Source organism: Gynuella sunshinyii YC6258 (assembly GCF_000940805.1).
GTDB lineage: Bacteria > Pseudomonadota > Gammaproteobacteria > Pseudomonadales > Natronospirillaceae > Gynuella > Gynuella sunshinyii.
In genome coordinates, this window is record NZ_CP007142.1 from 459,699 (window position 1) to 482,713 (window position 23,015).

General features: G+C 45.8%; 20 protein-coding genes. 10 read left to right on the forward strand and 10 right to left on the reverse strand.

Translation table 11 applies throughout. The annotated features are described in order from the left end of the window. Positions 1-414: 414 nt before the first annotated feature. The 3 genes from YC6258_RS02120 to YC6258_RS02135 form a co-directional block, all read right to left on the reverse strand. Positions 415-822: a hypothetical protein gene (locus YC6258_RS02120; protein WP_044615583.1), complete on the reverse strand. Its 408-nt coding sequence runs from the start codon at positions 820-822 to the stop codon at positions 415-417. Further along, positions 823-1,500: a hypothetical protein gene (locus YC6258_RS02125; RefSeq protein WP_044615584.1), complete on the reverse strand. Its 678-nt coding sequence runs from the start codon at positions 1,498-1,500 to the stop codon at positions 823-825. Between the two features lie 515 nt (positions 1,501-2,015). Continuing rightward, on the reverse strand, positions 2,016-2,441 hold the full coding sequence (locus YC6258_RS02135) for a hypothetical protein (RefSeq protein ID WP_044615586.1): 426 nt from the start codon (positions 2,439-2,441) through the stop codon (positions 2,016-2,018). Between the two features lie 1,203 nt (positions 2,442-3,644). Between YC6258_RS02135 and YC6258_RS29405 the strand changes: the two genes are divergently transcribed. After that, on the forward strand, positions 3,645-3,971 hold the full coding sequence (locus tag YC6258_RS29405; RefSeq protein ID WP_144407531.1) for a hypothetical protein: 327 nt from the start codon (positions 3,645-3,647) through the stop codon (positions 3,969-3,971). A 168-nt stretch (positions 3,972-4,139) separates the two neighbouring features. Here YC6258_RS29405 and YC6258_RS02140 read toward each other — a convergent pair whose 3' ends face one another. Genes YC6258_RS02140 through YC6258_RS02150 form a run of 3 tightly spaced genes read right to left on the reverse strand, consistent with a single transcriptional unit; the run spans position 4,140 to position 7,503 of the window. After that, a complete protein-coding gene (locus YC6258_RS02140) occupies positions 4,140-4,802 on the reverse strand; it encodes a cytochrome b/b6 domain-containing protein (RefSeq protein ID WP_044615587.1) in 663 nt (220 codons plus the stop codon). After that, on the reverse strand, positions 4,786-6,393 hold the full coding sequence (locus YC6258_RS02145) for a tetrathionate reductase family octaheme c-type cytochrome (protein WP_044615588.1): 1,608 nt from the start codon (positions 6,391-6,393) through the stop codon (positions 4,786-4,788). Before YC6258_RS02145 ends, YC6258_RS02140 begins: the two co-directional genes overlap by 17 nt. Before the next feature lie 6 nt (positions 6,394-6,399). Further along, the gene (locus YC6258_RS02150) at positions 6,400-7,503 is read right to left on the reverse strand and encodes a cytochrome c3 family protein (protein WP_052830001.1); all 1,104 of its coding nucleotides are present in this window, start codon (positions 7,501-7,503) and stop codon (positions 6,400-6,402) included. A gap of 616 nt (positions 7,504-8,119) precedes the next feature. Between YC6258_RS02150 and YC6258_RS02155 the strand changes: the two genes are divergently transcribed. From YC6258_RS02155 to YC6258_RS02170, 4 genes are all read left to right on the forward strand, one after another. Beyond that, on the forward strand, positions 8,120-9,232 hold the full coding sequence (locus YC6258_RS02155) for a substrate-binding domain-containing protein (protein WP_044615589.1): 1,113 nt from the start codon (positions 8,120-8,122) through the stop codon (positions 9,230-9,232). An 86-nt stretch (positions 9,233-9,318) separates the two neighbouring features. Then, complete coding sequence (locus tag YC6258_RS02160; protein ID WP_044615590.1) at positions 9,319-10,401, forward strand: ABC transporter ATP-binding protein; 1,083 nt, start codon at positions 9,319-9,321, stop codon at positions 10,399-10,401. Beyond that, positions 10,394-11,281 (forward strand): ABC transporter permease, encoded by an 888-nt coding sequence (locus tag YC6258_RS02165; protein WP_044615591.1) that lies wholly within the window; start codon positions 10,394-10,396, stop codon positions 11,279-11,281. Before YC6258_RS02160 ends, YC6258_RS02165 begins: the two co-directional genes overlap by 8 nt. Continuing rightward, positions 11,278-12,069 (forward strand): ABC transporter permease, encoded by a 792-nt coding sequence (locus YC6258_RS02170; protein ID WP_044615592.1) that lies wholly within the window; start codon positions 11,278-11,280, stop codon positions 12,067-12,069. Before YC6258_RS02165 ends, YC6258_RS02170 begins: the two co-directional genes overlap by 4 nt. A 322-nt stretch (positions 12,070-12,391) precedes the next feature. Here the strand turns inward: YC6258_RS02170 and YC6258_RS02180 are convergent, their stop codons facing one another. From YC6258_RS02180 to tkt, 3 genes are all read right to left on the reverse strand, one after another. After that, complete coding sequence (locus tag YC6258_RS02180; RefSeq protein ID WP_044615594.1) at positions 12,392-12,772, reverse strand: gamma-butyrobetaine hydroxylase family protein; 381 nt, start codon at positions 12,770-12,772, stop codon at positions 12,392-12,394. A gap of 104 nt (positions 12,773-12,876) precedes the next feature. Beyond that, a complete protein-coding gene (locus tag YC6258_RS02185; RefSeq protein ID WP_044615595.1) occupies positions 12,877-13,698 on the reverse strand; it encodes a hypothetical protein in 822 nt (273 codons plus the stop codon). A gap of 110 nt (positions 13,699-13,808) precedes the next feature. Next, the gene (gene tkt, locus YC6258_RS02190) at positions 13,809-15,863 is read right to left on the reverse strand and encodes a transketolase (RefSeq protein WP_281176314.1); all 2,055 of its coding nucleotides are present in this window, start codon (positions 15,861-15,863) and stop codon (positions 13,809-13,811) included. A 180-nt stretch (positions 15,864-16,043) separates the two neighbouring features. On the opposite strand from tkt, the gene YC6258_RS02195 reads away from it, so the two are divergent. The 5 genes from YC6258_RS02195 (at position 16,044) to YC6258_RS02215 (ending at position 22,118) form a co-directional block, all read left to right on the forward strand. Then, the gene (locus tag YC6258_RS02195) at positions 16,044-17,006 is read left to right on the forward strand and encodes a metalloregulator ArsR/SmtB family transcription factor (protein WP_044615597.1); all 963 of its coding nucleotides are present in this window, start codon (positions 16,044-16,046) and stop codon (positions 17,004-17,006) included. A gap of 24 nt (positions 17,007-17,030) precedes the next feature. Beyond that, positions 17,031-18,191 carry a methionine adenosyltransferase gene (metK, locus tag YC6258_RS02200; protein WP_044615598.1) on the forward strand — a complete coding sequence of 387 codons (1,161 nt, stop codon included), beginning with the start codon at positions 17,031-17,033 and terminating at the stop codon, positions 18,189-18,191. A 52-nt stretch (positions 18,192-18,243) separates the two neighbouring features. Then, entirely contained in the window at positions 18,244-19,641 is a 1,398-nt protein-coding gene (ahcY, locus tag YC6258_RS02205) for an adenosylhomocysteinase (protein ID WP_044615599.1), read from the forward strand. Positions 19,642-19,690: 49 nt separating this feature from the next. Next, positions 19,691-20,524 (forward strand): methylenetetrahydrofolate reductase [NAD(P)H], encoded by an 834-nt coding sequence (gene metF, locus YC6258_RS02210; RefSeq protein WP_044615600.1) that lies wholly within the window; start codon positions 19,691-19,693, stop codon positions 20,522-20,524. A 982-nt stretch (positions 20,525-21,506) separates the two neighbouring features. Beyond that, positions 21,507-22,118: a BPSL0067 family protein gene (locus YC6258_RS02215; RefSeq protein ID WP_169748917.1), complete on the forward strand. Its 612-nt coding sequence runs from the start codon at positions 21,507-21,509 to the stop codon at positions 22,116-22,118. Between the two features lie 132 nt (positions 22,119-22,250). Here the strand turns inward: YC6258_RS02215 and YC6258_RS02220 are convergent, their stop codons facing one another. Continuing rightward, the gene (locus YC6258_RS02220) at positions 22,251-23,000 is read right to left on the reverse strand and encodes a hypothetical protein (protein WP_044615602.1); all 750 of its coding nucleotides are present in this window, start codon (positions 22,998-23,000) and stop codon (positions 22,251-22,253) included. Positions 23,001-23,015: the final 15 nt, after the last annotated feature.

Here is a 23,015-nt window from a genome sequence, read left to right on the forward strand (position 1 = left end):
CTAGGCCAGCTCCACCTGCTCTTTTGTACATTAAAGATTCAAGTTTACGGGTGTATTTTTTATTTTCATTCTTTTTATTTTCAAATTTATGAATTCAAATAATGGGTGCCCTTTTTATTTCTTATAGCACAAGATTGGCCAAGTTATTTACAGAGATATGGGTTCTAACCGTTGGTAATGGTTTAAGATCTCCTTAAGTAGCCACAATTCAAGTTTTTGGGTGTTATTTTTGTTTTCCATTCTCATCACCCAAAGATATCCACGACTTGCATCTTTTTATAGCTGCTAACAGGGTAGCTATCCAATATGAACTTCTCTAAATCATTCGACAGTCTCTGAAAATATGGTGTAGCACTTGTGCTGGTACCATCATGGATTAACAAGTTTATGGATGTCCTATTTATTCACCAATCCCTATTCCTTAACAAAACATAAATGTAACTCTGTTTGAAAACAAAGATGTATATTTGGCTCCTTGTTCTTTGACGTTTTTACGGCCAAAGTAAACCAATCACCACGAGAGCTTGATATGCCTTTCATAGCCCTAAACTTAAAATTGTAAAAAACAACATCAATTTCAATCACAGAGTCAGATGGCGTTTCAACAAACTTCCAAGCGCCTTTTTCTTCTTTAACTTCATTTTCTTCTCGAAATTTGTGTATATATGTACCATCGGCATTTATTTCCAACTTGTCGGTATCATCCGCGTAATGGGCCAAATAGCTACCATACAATTCTTCAGCATTAAAATACTCTCGTTTAGATCCACATCCTGTGCAAATGGCCATGATCAAAACAAAAAGGGAAAGGTGAAATTTCATTTAATACTGCTCAGTTATAAAATAAGTTTGCGATACTGTTGACATTGGCGACATAGTGTAACCAGTTCTATCATACGAAATTTCACCAAATATTCTTCCGGTTAGCGAAGATAAGCTGGTGTTATTGTCTAGCGCATACATTAACGTGCGATTTGGCCCTCCAACAATATCCGTTACCGTGAAGCTCCCGACATATGCCCCCGTAGGGCTTTGCCAAGCGATTTTGAATCCTTCGGCAATTGATATCGTCTTCCCAAAGTTGGTTGCATGAATTCCACTCCAGTCATTAGATGCAGATAACTGCGAGCCATATGTTTTGAAAAATAAGTCTCTGACGCGTTGAAACTCCGGGGTTAAGCTTAGATTGTGAGATTGAATAGAGTCTGGACCAAACACCAGTTCGGAAGGACCAACTCCGAGAAAAAATCCCGCGACAATCATTCCAGCGGTCGCGACTTCACCAACTTGATCTCCAATCCCAAAGCTCTTTTGTGCATTATCCACCACCACTACGATAGTCCCCTGTTCTGCCAACTCTTCCTGAGCACGTATATACATATATCCATTGGGCACCACACTGGTAGTTCCATAAGGCGAATAGTACTGATTTTGCACTCCCAGCGCTGCATCGGCGCACTGGATGTCATTTTTATCTTTTTTTATTTTCTTTTGAAACAAGTATCCAACTACTAAATCTCTATAGGCATTCTTTTTGTTTTTTTAATTTTGAATATACAATACTAAATATTACGCTTTCGAACACAACATATACACAAGCTATAGCGGATCCTCCCCTTAAATCAGCACCTCCCACCAAACCAAGACAGAAAACCTGAAGAAGAAAAATAACCGACTCTTTTTTCACATCACCCAATGAAAATATCTTAATAAACCGAAAGCATGTACCGCCAAAAACTATTACTACCACAATTATTGTTTCCGTCATAACCCTACACCCAGCATCGCGTTAGTTACAATAGTATTTGCAGACGCACCTAGTTGAAATAGGTCATATCCAACTATAATATTACCCTGAGTTAATATTGAGATTTTTGTAACCTCAGACCCTAAAGTCAGAGGTTTTTTTACTAGCGATATTAATTGCACCAGATATCTTTTCTGGGAATTCAAGTTTATGGATGTCCTTTTTATTTTTCTATTCTCTCTTTTTATTCTTCTCTATTTCGAATCGCCTAGCTTTCTATCTTATATTTCTTATGTAACTGAGAGATATTCCGTGGATCGATTTCGATAAGGACATCTTTAGTATCAAACCAAAGACTTAGGTATCTATCTTTAGATTGATTAAAATTTAATGGATTATTTTGCTGATATATATACAACAATCTTCTTCCCACGACGCTATTGTCTTCTTTTCTCGTCATAATAGTGTCATATGATGGTTCACCCAACATAGCTATAACAACAGCATATGAATCACCTATTTCTAATTTTTGGATTTTTTCGATATCTAACGGTAAGTTCTGTCTTTCTTCAATATTCAAATCACTATGCTTGGTATCATTACCATCTTTATTACATGCAGTAAAACCAAATAAGGTTATTGATATTGCTATACAAGTATTAATTACAATATTTAAACGCATATTCCTTAACATCTTGTGGGCTCCAGATAAAATGATATTTTGAGGGCTTTCCTCCTACATGAAGAGCACCATACGCAGTAGTTGAACAATTAGAGTCGATAGTGGACCAGTTTTTATCTTATTTCCATTTATCCCACCACGATTTTATTTTTTCAGTATCTGGGTTAGTGACCAATATTTCATGATCAGGTATTTTTTGCCCTTCCAATCTTACGTCATCCTCAAAACTTTGATTGGCCATTTCTTCTGCTTCAAAGACTTGGCCTCCATAAGATCCGAATACTTTATATTTTTCTATAGGCCTTTGCTCAGGGCCAGGGCAGAAACTAATATGAGTTCCATTATTGTTTCCCTTGAGATTTTTGCTATTTTAATTTACTAAGTTTCGGCTAAATACCAGCAATAGTGCAGAGAGCAGACAAACCAGACAGGATAACTTAAAAAGCAGCCCATACCGCGTATAATTATTACACAGCGCATCTAACGTCGCATCACTAAGAGACTTATAAGATTTTTTCTTTAGAAAGTCGGAAAAAGCTTTTTGCCTACTTAGCTCGTAAACTTCAAATTTGAGAGAGACACCTAAATTTTTGCTAATATCAGGGTATGATTCAAGAAGTCTTTTTTTATATCTATTTTGAACACCATAGTCCCGACTAGAGAGATAACTACGACTGCTACGGATAAGACGAATATTCACTCTACCAGCATATCTACTCTCCAGAATTGAATAATTGATAGCTGAATCCAACCGACCTTGCAACTGAACCACCTTTTACCACTCCGATACCGACTTGGTCACTTAAGCCGTTTAAACCGATGGACCCCGCTGCTTTGAATCCTGCCAACCCATACACTTGCGATGTAATTGATGTTTTACCCAAGAAATCGAGACCTCCAATTATTTCCAGCGAATGGCTGCGCTTGCAAGTTTAAATCCGCCGTTAGTGAAAAGCTTCTACCTGTCACGTAACCTGTTTCTTCGGCTCCAGGAATTTCAATTCATATATTTTCCTGGACAGCCAGGAATTCAAGTTTATGGATGTCCTTTTTATATTTTTTATACTTCCGCGAATGCGCGGGATAATTATTAATATTAAAATTTTTTATGCCCTTCTCAAAGGATCTTTTTTATTCTGGTAATAGACTTATTCAATATGGTAGAAAATGAAATATACTACGATTGGTTTTCAGTCAACGAGAAAAGGATAAGTTATGAAGAGGGTTTTACTTTTATTGATATCAATCTTGTCGGTTAATACTTTGGCATATACGGAATGTAGCCGTTCTCCAAACAAAGTCTGGCTAAACCTTACGGGTAATTCAGTCTGGATTTGCTTCGATACAGGAAATTGTGTCTATAAAACAGTTTCTGGTAACTTTACTGAAGCCCATCTGGACAGGATGTATGCAACTGGTATGGCAGCAATATCAGCGGGGAAAAATCTGATTATCAGATACCCAGAAGACAATGCAAACTGCAGTGACCTGACCAGCACTCCGAGCAGAGATGATATTCAAGGGTTGTGGTTCACCAAATAAAGGTTTGCAGAAACACACGCGACAGATAGCCTTGTCGTTGGTAACAACAGTAGCTATAACAGTACCTAAAAATACAACTTACCTGTACGACGCGATGAAATAAATAGCCGATTATATAGCTAGAAGAATTCGTATCTCTTGTATAAGTGTCTCGGTCAGTCAATAGCATCAGAGTGAAGAATGTGGTTTATCTGTTGTATCTTCACTCTGATGATGTCTCACAGGCACTTCCTCCCAACCGCTGATCATGGCTTTCATAAACTGTCCAACAGTTGCTCCAGTGGTTATCAAATACAGGTGGGCCACGAGAAAGGTCAGTATCAGAAATGCAGCAGCGGTATGAATCAAGGCAACGATTTCGAGGCTTAACCCGGCGTTGATCAGTTCGAATCTTGCCCATTCATTGTAAAACAGATAAAGCAGTCCGCTGATCCATATCGCTGGAATAATCAGTATTTTTAGCAGCAAATAGGCTAGTCGTTGCAGTGGGTTGTGTTTGGCCGCAGTACTGGGATGAAACGGATGCGGTTCTCCGCTAAAAATGCCTCTGGAGTAGTACATCAGTTGCTCCCATAATCCTTTACGGGTAGGCAGGTAGTGTTTGTATTCTCCCGTGGTCAGATGCCAGAAGATGGTGAACACCCACAGTACCACCAGAGACCAGGCCGACATTTCATGAAGTTGTGTCGCCCGGTCAAATCCGAACAGCGTGTAGTTACCATGAATTTCAAATCCCGTCAGCGCCATAAATATGATCAATACCGCCTGAGCCCAATGCCAGAATCGTTCATACGCTTTAAATAGCAGTATCCGTTCAGTTGTCTGGTTCATTCCGTTTTCTCCTCCAGGCAAATATGATTCGCAAGGTTCCGTGTGTCAGCACGGCAACAATCGTGAGAATAACGAGCAGCCTTCCCAATTGATCCAATAGCTGGGATTGGTTTTGTCCTGGAATATACAAACCAGCAACTCTACCCAAACGACCTTCTCCGGTATGACATTGCTGACAACTCAGAGCCTGTTCTTTGGGAGCCACGCCATGATTGAGTGGCCACAGCATAGTCGTCTCGACAAATCCGACTTCACCGGAAAATTTCAGTCCTGCAGCTTCAGCGCCTGCCTGCAGCGATTTTTCCCAGCTGTAACCATTCCAGTAGGCCTCACGTCCACGACCAGCAAGCTGCATGGGTATCAGCTTCTGTTCTTCGGAGTCGTAAGGCAGTATTGAACGGAATACATGGAAGGGGAAGATCTTGCTGTTCGTTTGTTCAGCACCACCCCCTATGGTTGTCATCATTACTGCTGTAGCCGGGTCGACCGGGTTGCCGGGTTTTGCAAATGTTATCTGGCCATCAAACCAACGATATTCCGGGCGCAGTGTTTCCCCATATTGCATGGCGCCTTTTTGCGATGCGTAAATTACTCTGCCAGCTTCGTCATATTCAATAATCGGTTTACGACGACGATCTTTTTCACCAGCTTTAGACCAGTCCCAGAAGGTTTTGGTAGCCACACCTCCACGGGCATATGCCGGAATATGGCATGTCTGACAGGCAACCCGATCTGTGTGATCGTTCAACCGCTCATCCTGCATCGGTCTGTCTCCATGACAGGAAACGCAGGTGGCTCTCGCACCATTTAACGCATCCACACCTTTATCATCAATCGGGCTGTTTGCCTGATAACGACTCCCATACATTTGATGATCATTTCCCTGGTGGCAACTGCTACAGGTCAAACTCGCGCCATCCGCACTGAGATGTACATCCAATTCATGACTGGCATTCAATAGAGAGCTGTCCAGGTCGCCATGCTTGGCGCCATCCGCGCCGCCATCATGAAAATGACACGCACCACAAGCACTACTGGTCGTCATGCCTACTTGTTGCGCCATGGTCGTCAAAGTAACGGTAAACCGAGATGGCTGGTTCTTTGTCTGCTCTTTTAAGGCTTCTGCGCCATCATCGTGACAATTCAGACACTTAGCCCCATCCTGATGAAATTTGCTGTAAAAATATTCACCTGTAGTGTCATGGCACATCATGCAATCGACCACGCCATCCGGGCGAATACCACTCAGCTCCTGTTCTTCCAGACCATAACCAATATGGCAGTTATCACAGGAGTCCATATTCGAGGCCACGGAAGGATGATAGCTGTTCATAACATTCAGCTTTCCCTGTAGATGACCACTCTTATCTTCAAACTGCCAACGCCAGTGGATGGTATTGTGTAGCTGAGCAGGAGCCTCCGTATGACAGGACACACATGCGTCATTCAACTGTTGCAGAGTCTCAAAATCCTGTTGCAGAACTTCGAATTTATGGTGATCTGCTGTTCCTCCAGCCATCAACAACGGACTTGCCAGCAACAAAAGCAGCCACCGCATCATCCATCGCAGTGGCTTATTCAATACAGGCATAGTGAGTTAAGGCCGATCGAGTTTTGGAACTGTCACTTTCTGACCAAGATCCATCACGGAATCATGCATCAGTTGCAGCACGTATGATGCGTTGTGCATATAAGCGCCGTGATCTTTAAGCGCAAACTGATAGTTATAAGCCGCTTTGGCCAGTCTTGGAGTCCAGTGGCTATATCCGTTCTTGCGGTTGGCCTCATCTTCATCAACCTTGCCATTGGCATTCAGGTCATTGAAGAAATAAGGGTAGGTATGTTCGTCATAGGCAATTCCGCTGCCGACCACATCTGTCGAGTAACGTGTCATAACAGTAAGCAGTAATTCTTCCAGCCCTTGCACTTCGTACTTGATGCCCTCTTCAGTATTACCATCACCGTCGAAATCACCTTTGAGATCACGAATGTTGGCAAAGTCATCTTTAGTGACTACCGATTCATGGCAATCCTGACAACCCCGGGGATCGATTTTCAGGGTATGACTGTTATGGCAATCGTTGCATTGAGTGGACACTTCGTCGTGAAAGTAGAAGCCAGCATACTTCTGGCCGGAATACTGATAGCCACCGTGAGCTTCAGCACCAAAACGAGTCGCGCCAGCGGCACTGTAATGGATATTCAGGAATTTCAACTTGTCGGAGGAGGCGTCATCGGCCACAGCCGCTTCCTGTACCATTTTATCAACGGCGATACCGGAAGACCGACCCTGATGGCAGTCCATACATCGGGCGTCTGGCTCAAAACGTTCCACCTCGATACCCGATGGAAACAGCACCGCTTCTTTATGCAGCGTAGCAGTATTGTGGCAAGCGACACAGGCAACACCTTCCTCTATCGGTGCATCTTTTTCAACCGATCCTGCGGCACTGCCATCCACTCCGAGGAAATCAAGATGTCCTGTGGTGGAATGGCATCCGGCACAATCTTTGGAGACTTTACCTTCATCATTCCAATGAGCAAAAGGCTCTGCCTCAAAGTCGGCATGGGGGGAACTCTGCCAGTCTTCCAGGAAAGGAATCTGGGGCAGCTTATGCTCTGCAGTTCGGGCAAAAAAGGATACAGCAACCAGAACAGTGAATACGGCAGTCAGGCATAAGGAACGTTTAGTATGCATCATACAACAGTCCTCATTTCGTTATTGTAATAATCTCCGGCGACTACTCGATCAGGGGAAACCGGCACTGCTTATATTTAGTCTATTTATACCTACAATGCCACTCAGGAAGCACATTGTTTTCTGCGGCAGATCAATGAGTTTGAAAATAAAGAGTTGTCATTGTTTTGGCCAGTATAAAAATGTATCCGTCTTTTGGGAGCCGTCTATTGTTTCAGCAGAATCAACTCAGATCTTCAGATCGATCGATAACTTAAAAGCATAGTCTGATGTTAATCATATCCCTGTCTGTCATCTGATCGTCATCTGCAAAATAGTTGTTATCGTATTTACATATGTAGTCTGAAAACGGCTCAGACAACAGGTTTGAGAAGTGACACAAATCAGGTTGTGACCGTTTCAAGCCTGAATTTTCCAGTCTGATCCAATTGCCTGTTTATGACCTATATGACACCAGTAACGACATTTGCTGTTACTTTTGTTATGGGAGTTTCACTTTACAACGACACCGCTGTTACTATCCTGTCATATTTTTGCAAGATAATCTTCCTGGACATTCCGTATTTGGAACAGAACACCTTATCTGGTCCTGATGATACTCATAATAAGAGGAGTCACCATGAAAGTATCTCGACGCCAATTTGTGAAAGGTTCTCTTGCGGCCGGTATCGCCGCAACTTCTCCGTTTTACCTAAACCGTGCGCTGGCCGCATCCAAGGAACTACGTATTTATGCCTGGGCCGGTTATATCACTGATGAAATGCTCAAGGACTTCAAAGCCAAGACCGGTATCAATGCCACGTTCACGCCTTATGGCACGAATGATGAGTTGATGAATTCTCTGCGCGCCACCGATGGAACGGGTTTTGACATTATCATGCCAACCGTTGACCGGGTTCCCGGTTACCTGGATTTCAATCTGATTCAACCACTGGATACCACCCGTATTAACTGGAACGGCTGTCTGGACAGCGCCATGAGCGGCTCGGAAGTCGGTGGTGTCATTGATGGCAAACGCTATTTTGCCCCATCGGATTGGGGTACTGAGGCCATTTGCTACAACACAGAAGAAGCCAGAGTTGACCCTAAAAACCTGAGTTATGGTGATTTGTGGAAACCTGAACACAATGGTGGCGTAACGGTTCGCGGCCATTCTGCACTTGTAGGTATCGGTCTTTGGCTTGAACAGCAGGGAAAATTACCGTTTCCATTGCTGGACTCTTATAAAAACGAAAAAGCCATGCGCGCCAACTTTGACGTCATTCTGAAAGCTGCAGTGGAACACAAGGGCATGATTGCGCAATTCTGGTCAACCGAAAATGAAGCCCAGGGCGCATTTCGCACCAATGGCGCCATCATCGGCCAGACCTGGGACAGCACCGCGTTCAAACTGCAATCCGAAGGCGAACCCATCGCCTACGGGGCCCCCAAAGAAGGCGCACTGGCATGGATGGAAGGCTTTGTGATTCCTAAAAATGCCAATAATGTTGATGCAGTCTATGAATTCATAAACTGGTATTACACGCCCGAAGCCGGTGCCATGTTCGTGAAATCCACCGGATACAACTCAACATCAAAAGGTGCCGAGGCACTGTTACCAGAATCCACGAAAAAATTCTTTAGCAGCTCTTATTCTGAAAAAGATCTCGCCAATCTTTGGTGGTGGCCAATCCAGGAGCCCTGGTACGTTGCTTTACGTAACGAGTATCAGGATCGCTTTCTGTCTGCCTGAACCCTGTCTACAGCCCCCGGACAATCATTGACGGGGGCTTTCCTAACAGAATGCAATATTCCGTCAATTAAAGGTTATCACGTCCAATGGATAGCAGTATTCATCTTGACAATATCGTCATGCAATTTGGTGATTTCACCGCCGTGCAGCAGCTGGATCTGAACATTGAATCCGGAGAATTTTTTAGTTTTCTGGGACCGTCCGGATGCGGCAAAACCACCATATTAAACATGATCAGTGGTTTTCTGCAGCCCACCCACGGAAATGTTTATATTGGCGGTCAGAACATGCAGGGTGTTCCAGCCAACAAAAGACCGACCTCCATGATTTTTCAGAATCTGGCATTGTTTCCTCTGATGAGTGTCGCTGAAAACATTGAGTTCGGACTTGAAGTCAGAGGTATTAAAAAAGCTGCACGAAAAAAAACCTCAGACCGTCTGCTGGAGCTGGTAGATCTGGCGGATAGCGGCAATAAGAAGATATCCGAGCTGTCTGGTGGACAAAAACAGCGTATTGCCATTGCCCGGGCACTGGCGGTGGAACCCCAGGTATTGTTACTTGACGAACCGCTTTCTGCGCTTGATCTCAAGCTGCGCCAACACATGCGCAACGAACTAAAAGAGCTGCAACGAAAAACCGGAATCACTTTTATTTACATCACTCACGATCAGGGCGAAGCACTCACCATGTCTGATCGGGTTGCAGTTATGTCCGCAGGAAAACTGCAACAGGTGGCTGATCCAATTACCCTGTATCGTCAGCCGAAGACTATTTTTGCTGCTGGATTTGTTGGTGAAAACAATGCGATTCGTGGCCGGGTGACGGATGTGAACGCTGAAAATATCACTCTCGACTGCGGTGAGCTTGGTCTGCTACAGGGCAATAATCCTGGCAATCTTAGTCGTGGTGAAGAAGCAACACTGTTTATCCGGCCGGAACATATTTCTCTCGACCATGAACAGCACACCAATCAACTCAGCGCCCGTATTGAAGAAATTAATTTCGAAGGTTCATACCTGACTCTGGTGGCTACAGCAAAGAACTTCGTCAAATTGACAGTACAGATCAGCTCTGATCAGTACCTGGCGTCGATGGTGCCTCATAGTGAAATAAGATTATCTTTCAATCCTTCCGAAGCGATTGTGATTGCTGGAGGTGAGGATGTTTGATCAGCTGAGAAATCGTTTTGGCAGTGGTCTGGCGGTTGGCATTATTCTCATGATTGTCATCTGGCTCATCGGCATGGTGATTTTGCCCCAGGTGCTGATGATTGATTACTCTTTCCGGCCCAATCTGTTACCAGCGGAGCTCGGAGGTCCCAAAGACCACTATTCGCTAATCAATTATCAAACCCTGTTCAATAATAAAATTCATCTGTCGATTTTTTTCAAGACCATCTGGTCAAGTGTATCTGTCACCATGCTAACGCTGCTGGTCTGTTATCCGCTGGCCTTTTATCTGGCCAAAGTGGCAACCCCCAGACAGGCCGCCATGTGCATGTTATTGCTCATTATTCCATTCTGGATTAATGAAATTTTACGAACCTTCTCCTGGTATATCATTTTGGCCTACAAAGGCCCATTAAATGCACTGCTGCAGGCGTTAGGCCTGATTGAACGACCGATCCGGTTTTTAAATGGTAACGGTGGCGTCATGATCGGTATGGTTTACGCCTATATTCTGTTTATGGTTTTTCCGATTTATAACGGTATTGAGAGCCTCGATAGCAATCAGATCAAAGCGGCCAGAAATCTTGGGGCAGGCTGGATTCGCACACATTGGCGCGTTGTCATTCCCCATGCCAAACCGGGTATCGCCACCGGCTGCATCATGACATTTATGCTGGCCGCTGGCAGTTATGCGGTACCGGCGCTACTTGGATCTCCCGGCAGCCGCTGGTTTACCCAGATCATCTACAACTGGTTCTTCGAAGGCGGCAACTGGAATCAGGGTGCGGCTTACGCCTTCCTGCTGCTGTTGATCTGTATTGGCTTTATTGCGCTGGTCATGCGGATTTTCAAAGTCGGGCTGGGGGATATTGCCCGATGAACAGTCAAACGGTATTACGCTGGAGCGTACGTTTTTATATTGGTTTTTTCTTTCTCTATCTGTTTATTCCCCTGATCATCATGGGCTTGGCAACCTTTAACGACAGCCGTTTTCCAACGATTTCTCCTTGGAAAGGGTTTACTTTGAAATGGTTCGCAGCACTCGCTCAGGATGGTGCCATGTGGCAGGCATTGCTGACCAGCCTGATCGTAGCGGTCGGGGTGCTGATAATAGCCCTGCCAATTGGGATCAGTTGCGCACTGTTTCTTTCCAGCGTCAATGGTCGCGCCAAGACCTTTCTATACTCCCTGATGATGTCGCCGCTGCTGACCCCTGGTGTCATTATTGGCATATCCACTTTGATCTTCTGGCGCAGCCTGTCCGTTAATGGCGGTATGTTTTTAACCGTTGTGGCACAAACAAGTTTTATCAGCGCCTACGTCATGCTGATGATGCTGGCACGGTTACAGCGATTTGATCGCACACTGGAACAGGCAGCATTAAGTCTGGGAGCCACACAGTGGCAAACTTTCCGGCGAATTCTGTTGCCTTATTTACGACCGACCATGTTTTCCTCTGCCGTATTGACGTTTTTACAATCGTTTGAAAACTACAATACGACCTTGTTTGTCAAAGGCTACGACACCACCCTGACGGTCTATATTGCCTCAAAAGTGCGGACCGGACTGACCCCGGCAGTGAATGCACTGGGTCTGACATTGATCGTCTTAACTGTTTTTTTTGCGGTAGTATACGAATTAAAACGGCGACACGATAAGAGTGCCTGACAAGGAGAAATGAAAAGCGCCTGACCCACAGGGAACAGGCGCTTTTTATATGGGATAGTGATTCAGCTCTGGTTGAAAACCAATTCAAACCTGACTCTCAGCAGGATCATCAGTCAGATCTTCACGACCGGCTTGATTATCAGGTTAACAACCATTTTTTGCGTTCCGGACATAAACGTCCGTCAATACCATCCTTTGGATTCCCAAACTTCGTTATTATTCAGCGGACAGAATTCTTACATGCTGAGCATGATATACAAGCTGCACTGATGAACTGATTTAGCTGACATTCAGTCCCAACAAGGGAGAGCGCAACTATTGCTTACTTAAGCTGAGTTGCAGAAATGAATTGGGGTTCACGACTGGCCCCAATGCTTTCCAGTTTAGCCAGATACTGCTGCCAGAGCGATGCCTGATCACGACATAAATGCGCCAGATATTTCCAGTCATACAAGCCACTGTCGTGGCCATCACTGAACACAATTTTCAGCGCATAATTACCGGAAGGTTGAATATCCAGAATCTGCACCTGACTCTTGCCCACCTGCAGTTTTTCCTGACCGATACCATGACCACGAACCTCCGCGGATGGCGAATGCACCCGCAAAAACTCTGCACTCAGAGAATTATGAGTACCATCCTCAAACGCCAGTTCCAGCATCTGGGATTTTTTATGAAAGTTAATTTTGCTTGGAAGTTTCATGGTTATACCAAGAAATATGGGAAAAATAGATAGAAGTACATACCATAAGAACCTGGCTAGGGCTTATTCACACTCATTTTATCGGCCTGTGAGTGAAACTGACCCTAGCACTTAAAGTGCATCTGCATAATATCCAATATAGCTTTTTCCTCTTTACCTATTTTGGACCCAAATCCAAGAAAACCACCTGAAGAAGAGGCAATCCGTTTGGCCAGATCAAAAAGTGTCGATTTCAGTTCGGAACCATTCTCACCCAGCTTGTCCGCAGCATCGGCAATTAATGCAAATGTTTGATCCGGATCGGCCAACTGCCGGGAACCCAGTATCGCGTTAATATATTGCAGTCCCGATTTCTGACAATCAGCGAACACATAACGAATCAGTCCATTGTCTGTTGCTGGAGGGGATTGCAGATTCTGAATAAAAGCATCCGTTTCTTTTTTATCAACAGTGCCGTCCGCTCCTGCAATTGCAAGGAACACAAAAACGGGACTGGTTTTTATTAATCCCCGCTCATCTTCAGTCAAAACACCCATCAGGGGGGACCCTAATCGGTTGGGCTTTTCACGCGTGACGAACGCAGGTTCCAAGGCAGATACCCTGCCATCATCGAGCTCATAAAACTGACATAGGACCTTTGCCATTTCTTGTCCCTGGAAACCAATCTCCAGAAATGCGGCATCACGTTTAATACCATCTTCCGTAGCATAACCATCCCAGGTGAAACAGTAATGCTCAGTGCCATGCGCTTGCTCCAGTATACGATCCACTTCCATATTCGCCTGCTCCTGATTTTCGCATTCCAATACATAGCGACCGTTACTTGTAGACAAATAAGGACTAAAGGGGGAACACTCAGCCAGATTTAATGCAGACTCTATCGACGCTTTGATAAATTCTTTTCGCTCATTATTTAATATATCCATAAGTGCCACCTCTCCTGACAGATTAAGCATTTGCAGTCATAACACGTACTTCATCAAAGGGCTCTTGAATCAGGGGGTGACTCGCCTCCTGATTCAATCACAGGTTATTATTATCCTAACAACCCAACAGCGGCTTCAACAACCGCTTCTTTGGTAATACCGAAGTACTGATACAGTTCTCCAGCCGGTGCTGATTCACCAAATGTTGTCATGCCAATGATCACACCATCCAGACCGGCAAACTTGTACCAGTAATCTTTGATACCGGCTTCAACGACCACACGGGCACGAACAGCCGCTGGCAATACCGCTTCTTTGTAAGCAGCGTCCTGGGCTTCAAAAACTTCGGGGCTTGGCATTGATACCACCCGCACTTTCTTGCCCTGTTCTGCCAGCTCTGCAGCCGCGTCAACGATCAGGCCAACTTCTGAACCGGTGGCCAGCAGAATAACGTCCGGAGTACCATCACAATCTTTCAGAATGTAGGCACCACGGGCAATTGCCGCAATCTGTTCATCAGTACGGGACTGATGTGGCAGGTTCTGACGCGAGAAAATCAGCGCGCTTGGACCGTCTTTGCGCATCAGCGCCATTTTCCAGGCAACGGCAGATTCGACTGCGTCACATGGGCGCCAGCTCTGCATCCGTGGCGTGGTCCGCAGGTTGGCCATCTGCTCGACTGGCTGGTGAGTCGGACCGTCTTCGCCCAGACCGATGGAGTCGTGGGTATACACGAAGATGGAACGCAGCTTCATGATCGCCGCCATACGCACCGCGTTACGGGCATATTCCATGAACATCAGGAAAGTCGCACCGTAAGGTACCAGGCCGCCATGAAGGGCAACACCATTCATAATCGCGCTCATGCCGAATTCACGCACACCGTAATGTACGTAGTTACCGGCAGCATCATCGGTAACCGATACGGAACCGCTCCACATGGTCAGGTTGGAAGGTGCAAGGTCAGCAGAACCGCCCAGCAGTTCCGGTAACAGCTTGCCAAAGGCTTCCAGACTGTTCTGGGAGGCCTTACGACTGGCGATGGTTTCGCCTTTCTGAGCAATTTCAGCAATGATGGCATCAGCCTGCGCCGCAAAGTCTGCTGGCAAATCACCGGCCATGCGGCGCTTGAATTCTGCCGCTTCAGCCGGAAAAGCAGCTTCATAAGCAGCAAACGCTTCATTCCAGGCAGCTTCGGCAGCAGTACCTTTTTCAGTGGCATCCCAGGCGCTTTTGATATCTTCCGGAATTACAAACGGTTCATGGTGCCAGCCCAGGTTTTCACGGGTCAGCTTGATTTCGGCATCGCCCAGCGGCGCGCCGTGAGACTCTTCTTTACCCTGTTTGTTGGGTGAACCATAGCCAATCAGAGTTTTACACATGATCAGCGTTGGGCGCTCAGTCTCAGAGCGGGCAGTTGTCAGCGCCTGTTTGATTTCTTCAGGGTCGTGACCGTTTACGCGGGGAATCACCTGCCAGCCATAGGCTTCGAAACGCTTCTGGGTGTCATCGGTAAACCAGCCATCCACTTCACCGTCAATGGAGATGCCGTTGTCATCATAAAATGCTATCAGTTTACCCAGACCCAGGGTGCCGGCCAGCGAGCAGGCTTCGTGGGAAATACCTTCCATCATGCAGCCGTCACCCATGAACGCATAGGTATGATGATCGACAATGTCATGTCCGGGTTTGTTGAACTGAGCCGCCAGAGTCTTTTCAGCCAGCGCCATACCCACAGCATTGGCAACACCCTGACCCAGAGGGCCGGTTGTGGTTTCAACACCGGGGGCGTAACCATATTCAGGGTGACCCGGAGTTTTGGAGTGCAGTTGCCGGAAATTTTTCAACTCTTCGATAGGAAGCTCATAGCCTGTCAGGTGCAGCAGCGAATACAACAGCATAGAGCCGTGCCCATTGGATAGCACAAACCGGTCACGGTTGGCCCAATGAGGATTCTTTGGATTGTGAACTAGATAATCATTCCAGAGTACTTCAGCGATATCCGCCATCCCCATGGGAGCTCCAGGGTGGCCGGATTTGGCCTTTTGTACAGCGTCCATACTAAGAGCGCGAATAGCATTCGCCAAGACTGAGCGAGAAGGCATTGAAAGGTCCTCGGTATTTGCATTTGAAGTGAAGGAACGAAGGGATTTCCGCCCATCCACGAAAAATTGGGAAGCGTATTCTCACTTATGATTACCTGAGGGTAAAGCAACTCACGGTAAAACAGCTGATTTCCCTCATAAATTCAGGAAAAAATCCCAGCATTAAAATGACACAATCTATATCAAAATATTTTGATATAGATATTGAAACTGCCTCGGACGACTGCTAGAGTTCTGCCCATGATGAACTCCAGCTTTGAACAACTCGCCACGCTGCTGAAAGCAGCCGCTGACCCAATCCGGTTAATCACCCTGAAAGTCCTTCAGGACAGCAGTTATGGGGTTTTGGAACTCAGTGAGATATGCGGGATGAAGCAGTCTGGCATGAGTCATCATCTGAAGGTTCTGGCCAGTGCCGGATGGCTGGAAACCCGTAAGGAAGGTAATAGTATTTTTTACCGCCGTTCACTGCTGACCGGTGCCCACCAGGCGTTGCTGGCGCAAACCTGGCTGGCTCTGGAACAGCTGGAGCTGCCTCTGGAGGTTCGGCAACGTGCCGAAAAAGTACATCAGGGGCGAATCGAAGCGGCCAGGGAATTTTTCAATAAACATGCGCATCAGTTCAAAAAGCATCAGGATCTGATTGCTGAATTCGAAAGTTACGATGCGACGGTGCGGCAGTTATTGCAGTCTGCACAGTACCAGCACCAGCGACTGGCTATTGAAATCGGGCCAGGTGCCGGTGAATTTTTGAGTACTCTGAGTCGCAGTTTTGATCAGGTACTGGCGATTGATATTTCCGCCGACATGCTGGCCAAGGCACAACAGCGTTGTGAGCAGCAGCGGCTGGAGAATGTCACTCTGATACAGGGCGAAATCAGCGGACTGGATCAGGCTACCCCGGCGGCGGACACGATCATTTACAACATGGTATTGCACCATGTACCCGATCCGGCCCGGGAGCTGCGTCTCAGTGCCGAGCGCCTGGCGCCATCAGGATGTCTGCTGATTACCGAATTGTGTCAACACGATCAGACCTGGGCTAAAGAAAACTGTGGTGATCTCTGGCTCGGATTTGAAGAAAACGAACTGGTGCATTGGGCCCGGTCCAGTCACCTCGTACATAGACAAACCATCTACGTGGGTCTTCGAAATGGCTTTCAGATACAGTGTCTGCTGTTTCAAAAACCAGAAGCCGCGTAAACAGTTTAATGAAGGAAAAAGCCAATGAGTGAATATTCCCTGTTTACCTCCGAATCCGTTTCTGAAGGCCATCCTGACAAGATGGCGGATCAGATTTCCGATGCCATCCTGGATGCCATTATCAAAGACGATCCTAATTCCCGTGTTGCCGTTGAAACACTGGTCAAAACCGGTATGGCCGTCATCGCCGGTGAAGTGCGTACCAATACCTATGTCGACCTTGAAGATATCGTACGTCAGGTGATTCTGGATATCGGCTACGACAGTTCTGATGTCGGTTTCGACGGTGCCAGCTGTGCAGTACTCAACGCCATTGGCAAGCAGTCCAGCGACATCGCCATGGGTGTGGATGAAGCAGAAAGCAAAGATCTGGGTGCTGGTGACCAGGGGCTGATGTTCGGTTATGCCAGCAACGAAACCGACGTACTGATGCCGGCGCCAATTTATTTCTCCCATCGTCTGGTTGAACGGCAGGCGCAATTGCGTAAAAGCAAGGTACTGCCCTGGCTGCGTCCTGATGCAAAATCCCAGGTGACCTTGCGTTATGAAGGGAACAAACCCGTCGCTGTGGACGCGGTGGTACTGTCCACTCAACATTCTCCTGAAGTATCACAGGCTGATATTCAGGAAGCCATTATGGAAGAGGTAATCAAACACGTATTACCGGCAGAATGGCTGCATAAAGACACCCGTTATCACATTAATCCGACCGGCCAGTTCATCATTGGCGGACCAGTCGGTGACTGCGGTCTGACCGGACGTAAGATCATCGTTGATACTTACGGTGGTATGGCCCGTCATGGCGGTGGTGCGTTCTCAGGCAAAGATCCTTCCAAAGTGGATCGCTCTGCCGCATACGCCGGCCGCTATGTGGCCAAAAACATTGTTGCTGCCGGTCTGGCGGATCGTTGCGAAATTCAGGTTTCTTATGCCATCGGCGTTGCCGAGCCAACGTCTATTTCCATCAATACCTTCGGCACCAATACAATCGATGAAGCCAGAATCGCTGAACTGGTACGCGAGCATTTCGATCTGCGCCCACAGGGCATCATCGACATGTTGAATCTGCGCCGCCCCATTTATCGCCCCACTGCATCTTATGGTCACTTTGGCCGTACCGGCGAAGACTTCACCTGGGAACAGACAGATAAAGCGGAAGCTTTGAAAGCCGCTGCAACTCTTTAACCTGTTATTCACTGATTATCCGGCCGGTTGATAACCGGCCTAGCGAGGAACCATGTCTGCACAAGCAAACACCGATTTTACGGATTACAAAGTTAGCGATATTTCCCTGGCCGAATGGGGCCGCAAGGAAATCGAAATCGCCGAGAGCGAAATGCCGGCATTGATGGCATTACGGACCAAATACAGCAGTGAACAGCCCCTGGCCGGTGCCAAAATCATGGGTTGTATCCACATGACCATTCAGACTGCCGTGTTAATTGAAACGCTGGTGGCATTGGGTGCAGAGGTTCGCTGGTCTTCGTGTAACATTTTCTCCACTCAGGATCACGCAGCAGCGGCCATAGCTGCGGCCGGGATTCCGGTTTTCGCCTGGAAAGGTGAGACCGAGGAAGAGTTCTGGTGGTGTATCGAACAGACCATTAAAGCCCACAAAGACAGCGACCAGCTGTGGGATGCCAACATGGTACTCGACGATGGTGGCGACCTGACTCTGATATTGCACCAGAAGTATCCTCAACTGCTGGACCAGATCCACGGTATTTCAGAAGAAACCACCACCGGTGTACACCGCTTACTGGAAATGCTGGCTAAAGGCGAGCTGAAGGTTCCGGCCATCAACGTCAATGACTCCGTTACCAAGTCCAAAAATGACAACAAATACGGCTGCCGTCATTCTCTCAATGACGCTATTAAGCGTGGTGTGGATCATTTGCTGGCCGGTAAAAAAGCATTGGTCGTTGGCTATGGCGACGTGGGTAAAGGCTCTGCCGCTTCTCTGCGTCAGGAAGGCATGATCGTGAAGGTCAGCGAAATTGATCCGATCTGTGCGATGCAGGCGTGTATGGATGGCTTTGAAGTGGTCTCTCCATACATCAATGGCATCAATACCGGTGAAGACAGCTGCGTCAATACCGGTCTGCTGGAAACCACCGATCTGATTGTCACCACCACCGGCAATACCAACGTCTGCGATGCGCCAATGCTGAAAGCCCTTAAGAAAGGCGCTGTTGTGTGCAACATCGGTCACTTCGACAATGAAATCGACACTGCATTCATGCGGAAAAACTGGAAATGGGAAGAAGTAAAACCTCAGGTCCACCAGATTTATCGCAGCGACGCCAAAGAAGACTTCCTGATCCTGCTCAGTGAAGGCCGTCTGGTGAATCTGGGCAATGCCACAGGTCATCCAAGTCGGGTCATGGATGGTTCTTTCGCCAACCAGGTGCTGGCACAGATGTATTTGTTCGAGCGTAAATTTGCCGATCTTGCAGCTGATAAAAAAGCAGCATCTTTGTATGTGAAAGTACTGCCTAAAAAACTGGATGAAGAAGTAGCCGCTGAGATGGTAAAAGGTTTCGGCGGGGTCATCACCCAGCTGACCACTGAACAGGCTGACTATATTGGCGTTGCCAAAGAAGGTCCGTTCAAGCCGGAAGAATACAAATACTGATATTTGACCGGGTCCGCCTGCGGACCCGTTAACACGGAGTCCGCATACGATGTCCATATCGACCCCAGTGAGTTTTGAGTTTTTTCCTCCCAAGACAGAAGAGGGTAGGGAAAAGCTGTTGACCACACACGCAACCCTGTCAGAACAGACACCTGAATTCTTTTCCGTTACCTACGGTGCCGGCGGTTCCACTCAGGAACGTACTATTAACACCGTGATCGAACTCAATAACAAAGGGATCTGTACAGCCCCTCATATTTCGTGCATTGGCGCCAGCCAGGAAAAAATCACCGAGCTGCTGGATCTGTACAAAGCTAATGGTATCAAACGTGTCGTGGCACTACGTGGTGACCTGCCATCGGGTATGGGTGCCACCAACGGTGATTTCCATTATGCGTCCGATCTGGTGGCGTTCATTCGCGAACAGTACCAGGATCAGTTTCATATTGAAGTGGCGGCGTACCCGGAAATGCATCCCCAGGCAGTCGATTTCAATACCGACCTGCGTAACTTCATGACTAAGGTAAACGCTGGTGCCAGCAGCGCGATTACCCAGTATTTTTACAACCCTGACGCCTATTCTTTCTTTGTGGATCAGGTTCGCCGGGCAGGCAGCAATATCGACATCGTCCCCGGTATCATGCCCATCACCAATTACACCAATCTGGTACGCTTCAGCGATGGTTGTGGTGCAGAGATTCCTCGCTGGATCAAACGCAAGCTGGAAGCTTACCGGGATGATGTCAAAGGGCTTCAGGCGTTTGGTGCAGACGTGGTCGCCGACCTGTGCCGTCATCTGATCGACAGAGGTGCGCCGGCACTGCATTTTTATTCAATGAATCAGAGCGAACCCACTTTAAATATTCTCGATCGCCTATCCTGACCTCATCAGTTTTATACGGATATCAGTCGCTGTCAGATGCATTCTGTCCGCGACTGAGCCTCTTCTCTCTCAATCATGGGTACAGTCAGATTCTGTTTTCTCCCGACTCAATAAACAGAAAAGAGCCGGTAATCGGTTAGAGAAGCTCCGAAATAGTATTGTTGCCTGTGGTCAGAAAATTCCAGAATTGTGATATACGTCAGACTTCAACCGGATTTTTCATCAATATCATTCCATTGTAAAAAAACAGTTAAAAGAAAAATTCTTGATAAAAATTATAATTCCAAATATCAGAAACCTCCTATTTATCAATTTATAGGTCATTTTCGATACCATATAAGAACATTTAACGCTTCATGAAATATTCATTCCTTTATTTTTGAAAACCAATAAAATCACAGTTGTCATTTATTCACGGCGTAACATTCTAAAAAAATAATAATGATTTATGCCTTTGATCATTTTTCAATGTAATCGATTACAGCTAAAAAAATAATATTTTTTCCACAGATATAAGACAGAAAATAGTCTTATATCATTGTTATTAAATAACATTTATTTACAAAAAATATTTTATACAATTTGTTTTTTAGTGTTTTTAAAGAATATTCAAGTTTTATCTCCACCTAATAATTTTATAGACGGAATCAATCCTACCAATGGAATGAGTAAGTCCTGCTTTTTCATATGTTCAAATTTTTCATGTCACAGAGACATCGATAAGCTTATCGATCCGCACTGTGATCAACGTTGAATCAAGGGAATATGGCGTCACGCATTTTAAAAATCGATTTGATATGTATTCCATTAAAATGGTTTAGCAAAAACGAACTGGAAACATGACACAGACTCTCTGATTCAGGCGCTGAAAGGATCTATATTTTGAATGGATGCCGGGAACCTTTGACGTCAAAAAGGTATCTTTTAATCATCAGGCACAGATATTCAAATGTCTGTCCAAAACTATAAAAAGACGGTACACATGAAACTTAAAAATGTTGCTATTCTCAGCTTAACTCTCTCTTTTCCTGTTGTTGCTCACGCACAAAACGCAGTTGTTGATACTGAATTTATGGAGATTTTGGACTCCCTTCGCTTCTCCCTGTCAGGCGTTTCCGGTCCTGATATTGAAGGGCAGGAGTCTTTCGTTTTAACCAACAAACGAAATATTCAAAAAGAACTCGCAGAGTTTGGTATTGTGGATGTCGATTATGACGGATCCACCGATAAACACATTTCACTGACGGATGAAGAAGAAGTCACTTTAGGTTCCTTGAGACAAAGCCACGGGCTGGTGAGAGCTGTCACTAGCGGTCTGCCCGGTACATTTGAGTGGAGCAAAGCGGATCAGGTCAATGAAACAAACCTGGAAGCCGGTGATGTTATTGCTACCTTTTTGAACGGTGATACTTTTGACCAAGCCCTTGATCACACTGTCATAGTGGGTCGCGTTGAGGGCAACGGTGTTTGGGTGCTGGACCAGAACTGGATCAAACAGGATCGTAGTAACGGTGGTTATATTAGACTGCACTTCATCGATAATACCGGTGACGGTATGGAAAACCTGAATAACTACTATCATGTCAGTTATTAACTCAATCCGGTGGACTGACTCATCACTTTGTGACAACAGTTTTGTGTTTTAACTGGTAAAAACCAGCAACGTGATTCAGTGATTAACCCGGAAAAATGACCGGGTTAATCCTGATTATAGAACGCGGTTTAGCTAATCATAATCAGCATAAACGACATATATTCCAGTATCAGATGAATTAAAAGATTCCACCGAAAGGTAATACGTACCGGCATACAAATATTCGACAATGGAAAAATTCTTGTCTCTACCGTTATCATCTGCGTAGTTAATGATGTCACCATCACTGGCCATCAGGTATCCGTAGGTATCAAGATCGCCATCGGTATAAAAATGATAGTAACCACTCTTATCAATCCGGATCTCAAATACATCCACATCTGTCGGGTAATCAATTTCGGCAGCAATAGCATGGGAAAAAGGAAGCAGGGTAGCGTCATCTATTGAATTACCGATATCATCCCAGAAAGTATCTTCATCGCTGTCTATGTTGATAACATAGTTTCCATGTTCACCATTTATCGAAAGATAATAAGTTCCCGCGCGGAGATAGCTGATAAAACTGAAATTGTAGCCATTATCATAATGACCGGAATCCGACGCGATTACCTCACCATTGGACGACAGTAATTGGCCAGTAATATTCAGTTTACTGCTTGACCAGAAGTGATAGTAACCTTGATTGACGACCACCAACCTGAAAACATCCTTATCCCATTCGTCTTCAAATGAACCTGAATAACGGACGTTACCATGTGACATGTCAAGATATGTGGCAGAGTGTATGGAATCACCTTCATGATCATCAGCAATTTCAATATAACAACCCTGCAAACCAAACAACACGACCACAACCAATAGGCTTCTGACAATCGTTAACATGCTGTATTCCCTGAG

What these genes read in the sequence shown, in the direction of transcription:
- YC6258_RS02120 (WP_044615583.1), bottom strand. Translation starts at nt 822, where the DNA reads ATGAAATTTCACCTTTCCCTTTTTGTTTTGATCATGGCCATTTGCACA.
- YC6258_RS02135 (WP_044615586.1), bottom strand. Translation starts at nt 2,441, where the DNA reads ATGTTAAGGAATATGCGTTTAAATATTGTAATTAATACTTGTATAGCA.
- YC6258_RS29405 (WP_144407531.1), top strand. Translation starts at nt 3,645, where the DNA reads ATGAAGAGGGTTTTACTTTTATTGATATCAATCTTGTCGGTTAATACT.
- YC6258_RS02140 (WP_044615587.1), bottom strand. Translation starts at nt 4,802, where the DNA reads ATGAACCAGACAACTGAACGGATACTGCTATTTAAAGCGTATGAACGA.
- YC6258_RS02145 (WP_044615588.1), bottom strand. Translation starts at nt 6,393, where the DNA reads ATGCCTGTATTGAATAAGCCACTGCGATGGATGATGCGGTGGCTGCTT.
- YC6258_RS02150 (WP_052830001.1), bottom strand. Translation starts at nt 7,503, where the DNA reads ATGATGCATACTAAACGTTCCTTATGCCTGACTGCCGTATTCACTGTT.
- YC6258_RS02155 (WP_044615589.1), top strand. Translation starts at nt 8,120, where the DNA reads ATGAAAGTATCTCGACGCCAATTTGTGAAAGGTTCTCTTGCGGCCGGT.
- YC6258_RS02160 (WP_044615590.1), top strand. Translation starts at nt 9,319, where the DNA reads ATGGATAGCAGTATTCATCTTGACAATATCGTCATGCAATTTGGTGAT.
- YC6258_RS02165 (WP_044615591.1), top strand. Translation starts at nt 10,394, where the DNA reads ATGTTTGATCAGCTGAGAAATCGTTTTGGCAGTGGTCTGGCGGTTGGC.
- YC6258_RS02170 (WP_044615592.1), top strand. Translation starts at nt 11,278, where the DNA reads ATGAACAGTCAAACGGTATTACGCTGGAGCGTACGTTTTTATATTGGT.
- YC6258_RS02180 (WP_044615594.1), bottom strand. Translation starts at nt 12,772, where the DNA reads ATGAAACTTCCAAGCAAAATTAACTTTCATAAAAAATCCCAGATGCTG.
- YC6258_RS02185 (WP_044615595.1), bottom strand. Translation starts at nt 13,698, where the DNA reads ATGGATATATTAAATAATGAGCGAAAAGAATTTATCAAAGCGTCGATA.
- YC6258_RS02195 (WP_044615597.1), top strand. Translation starts at nt 16,044, where the DNA reads ATGATGAACTCCAGCTTTGAACAACTCGCCACGCTGCTGAAAGCAGCC.
- metK (WP_044615598.1), top strand. Translation starts at nt 17,031, where the DNA reads ATGAGTGAATATTCCCTGTTTACCTCCGAATCCGTTTCTGAAGGCCAT.
- ahcY (WP_044615599.1), top strand. Translation starts at nt 18,244, where the DNA reads ATGTCTGCACAAGCAAACACCGATTTTACGGATTACAAAGTTAGCGAT.
- metF (WP_044615600.1), top strand. Translation starts at nt 19,691, where the DNA reads ATGTCCATATCGACCCCAGTGAGTTTTGAGTTTTTTCCTCCCAAGACA.
- YC6258_RS02215 (WP_169748917.1), top strand. Translation starts at nt 21,507, where the DNA reads ATGAAACTTAAAAATGTTGCTATTCTCAGCTTAACTCTCTCTTTTCCT.
- YC6258_RS02220 (WP_044615602.1), bottom strand. Translation starts at nt 23,000, where the DNA reads ATGTTAACGATTGTCAGAAGCCTATTGGTTGTGGTCGTGTTGTTTGGT.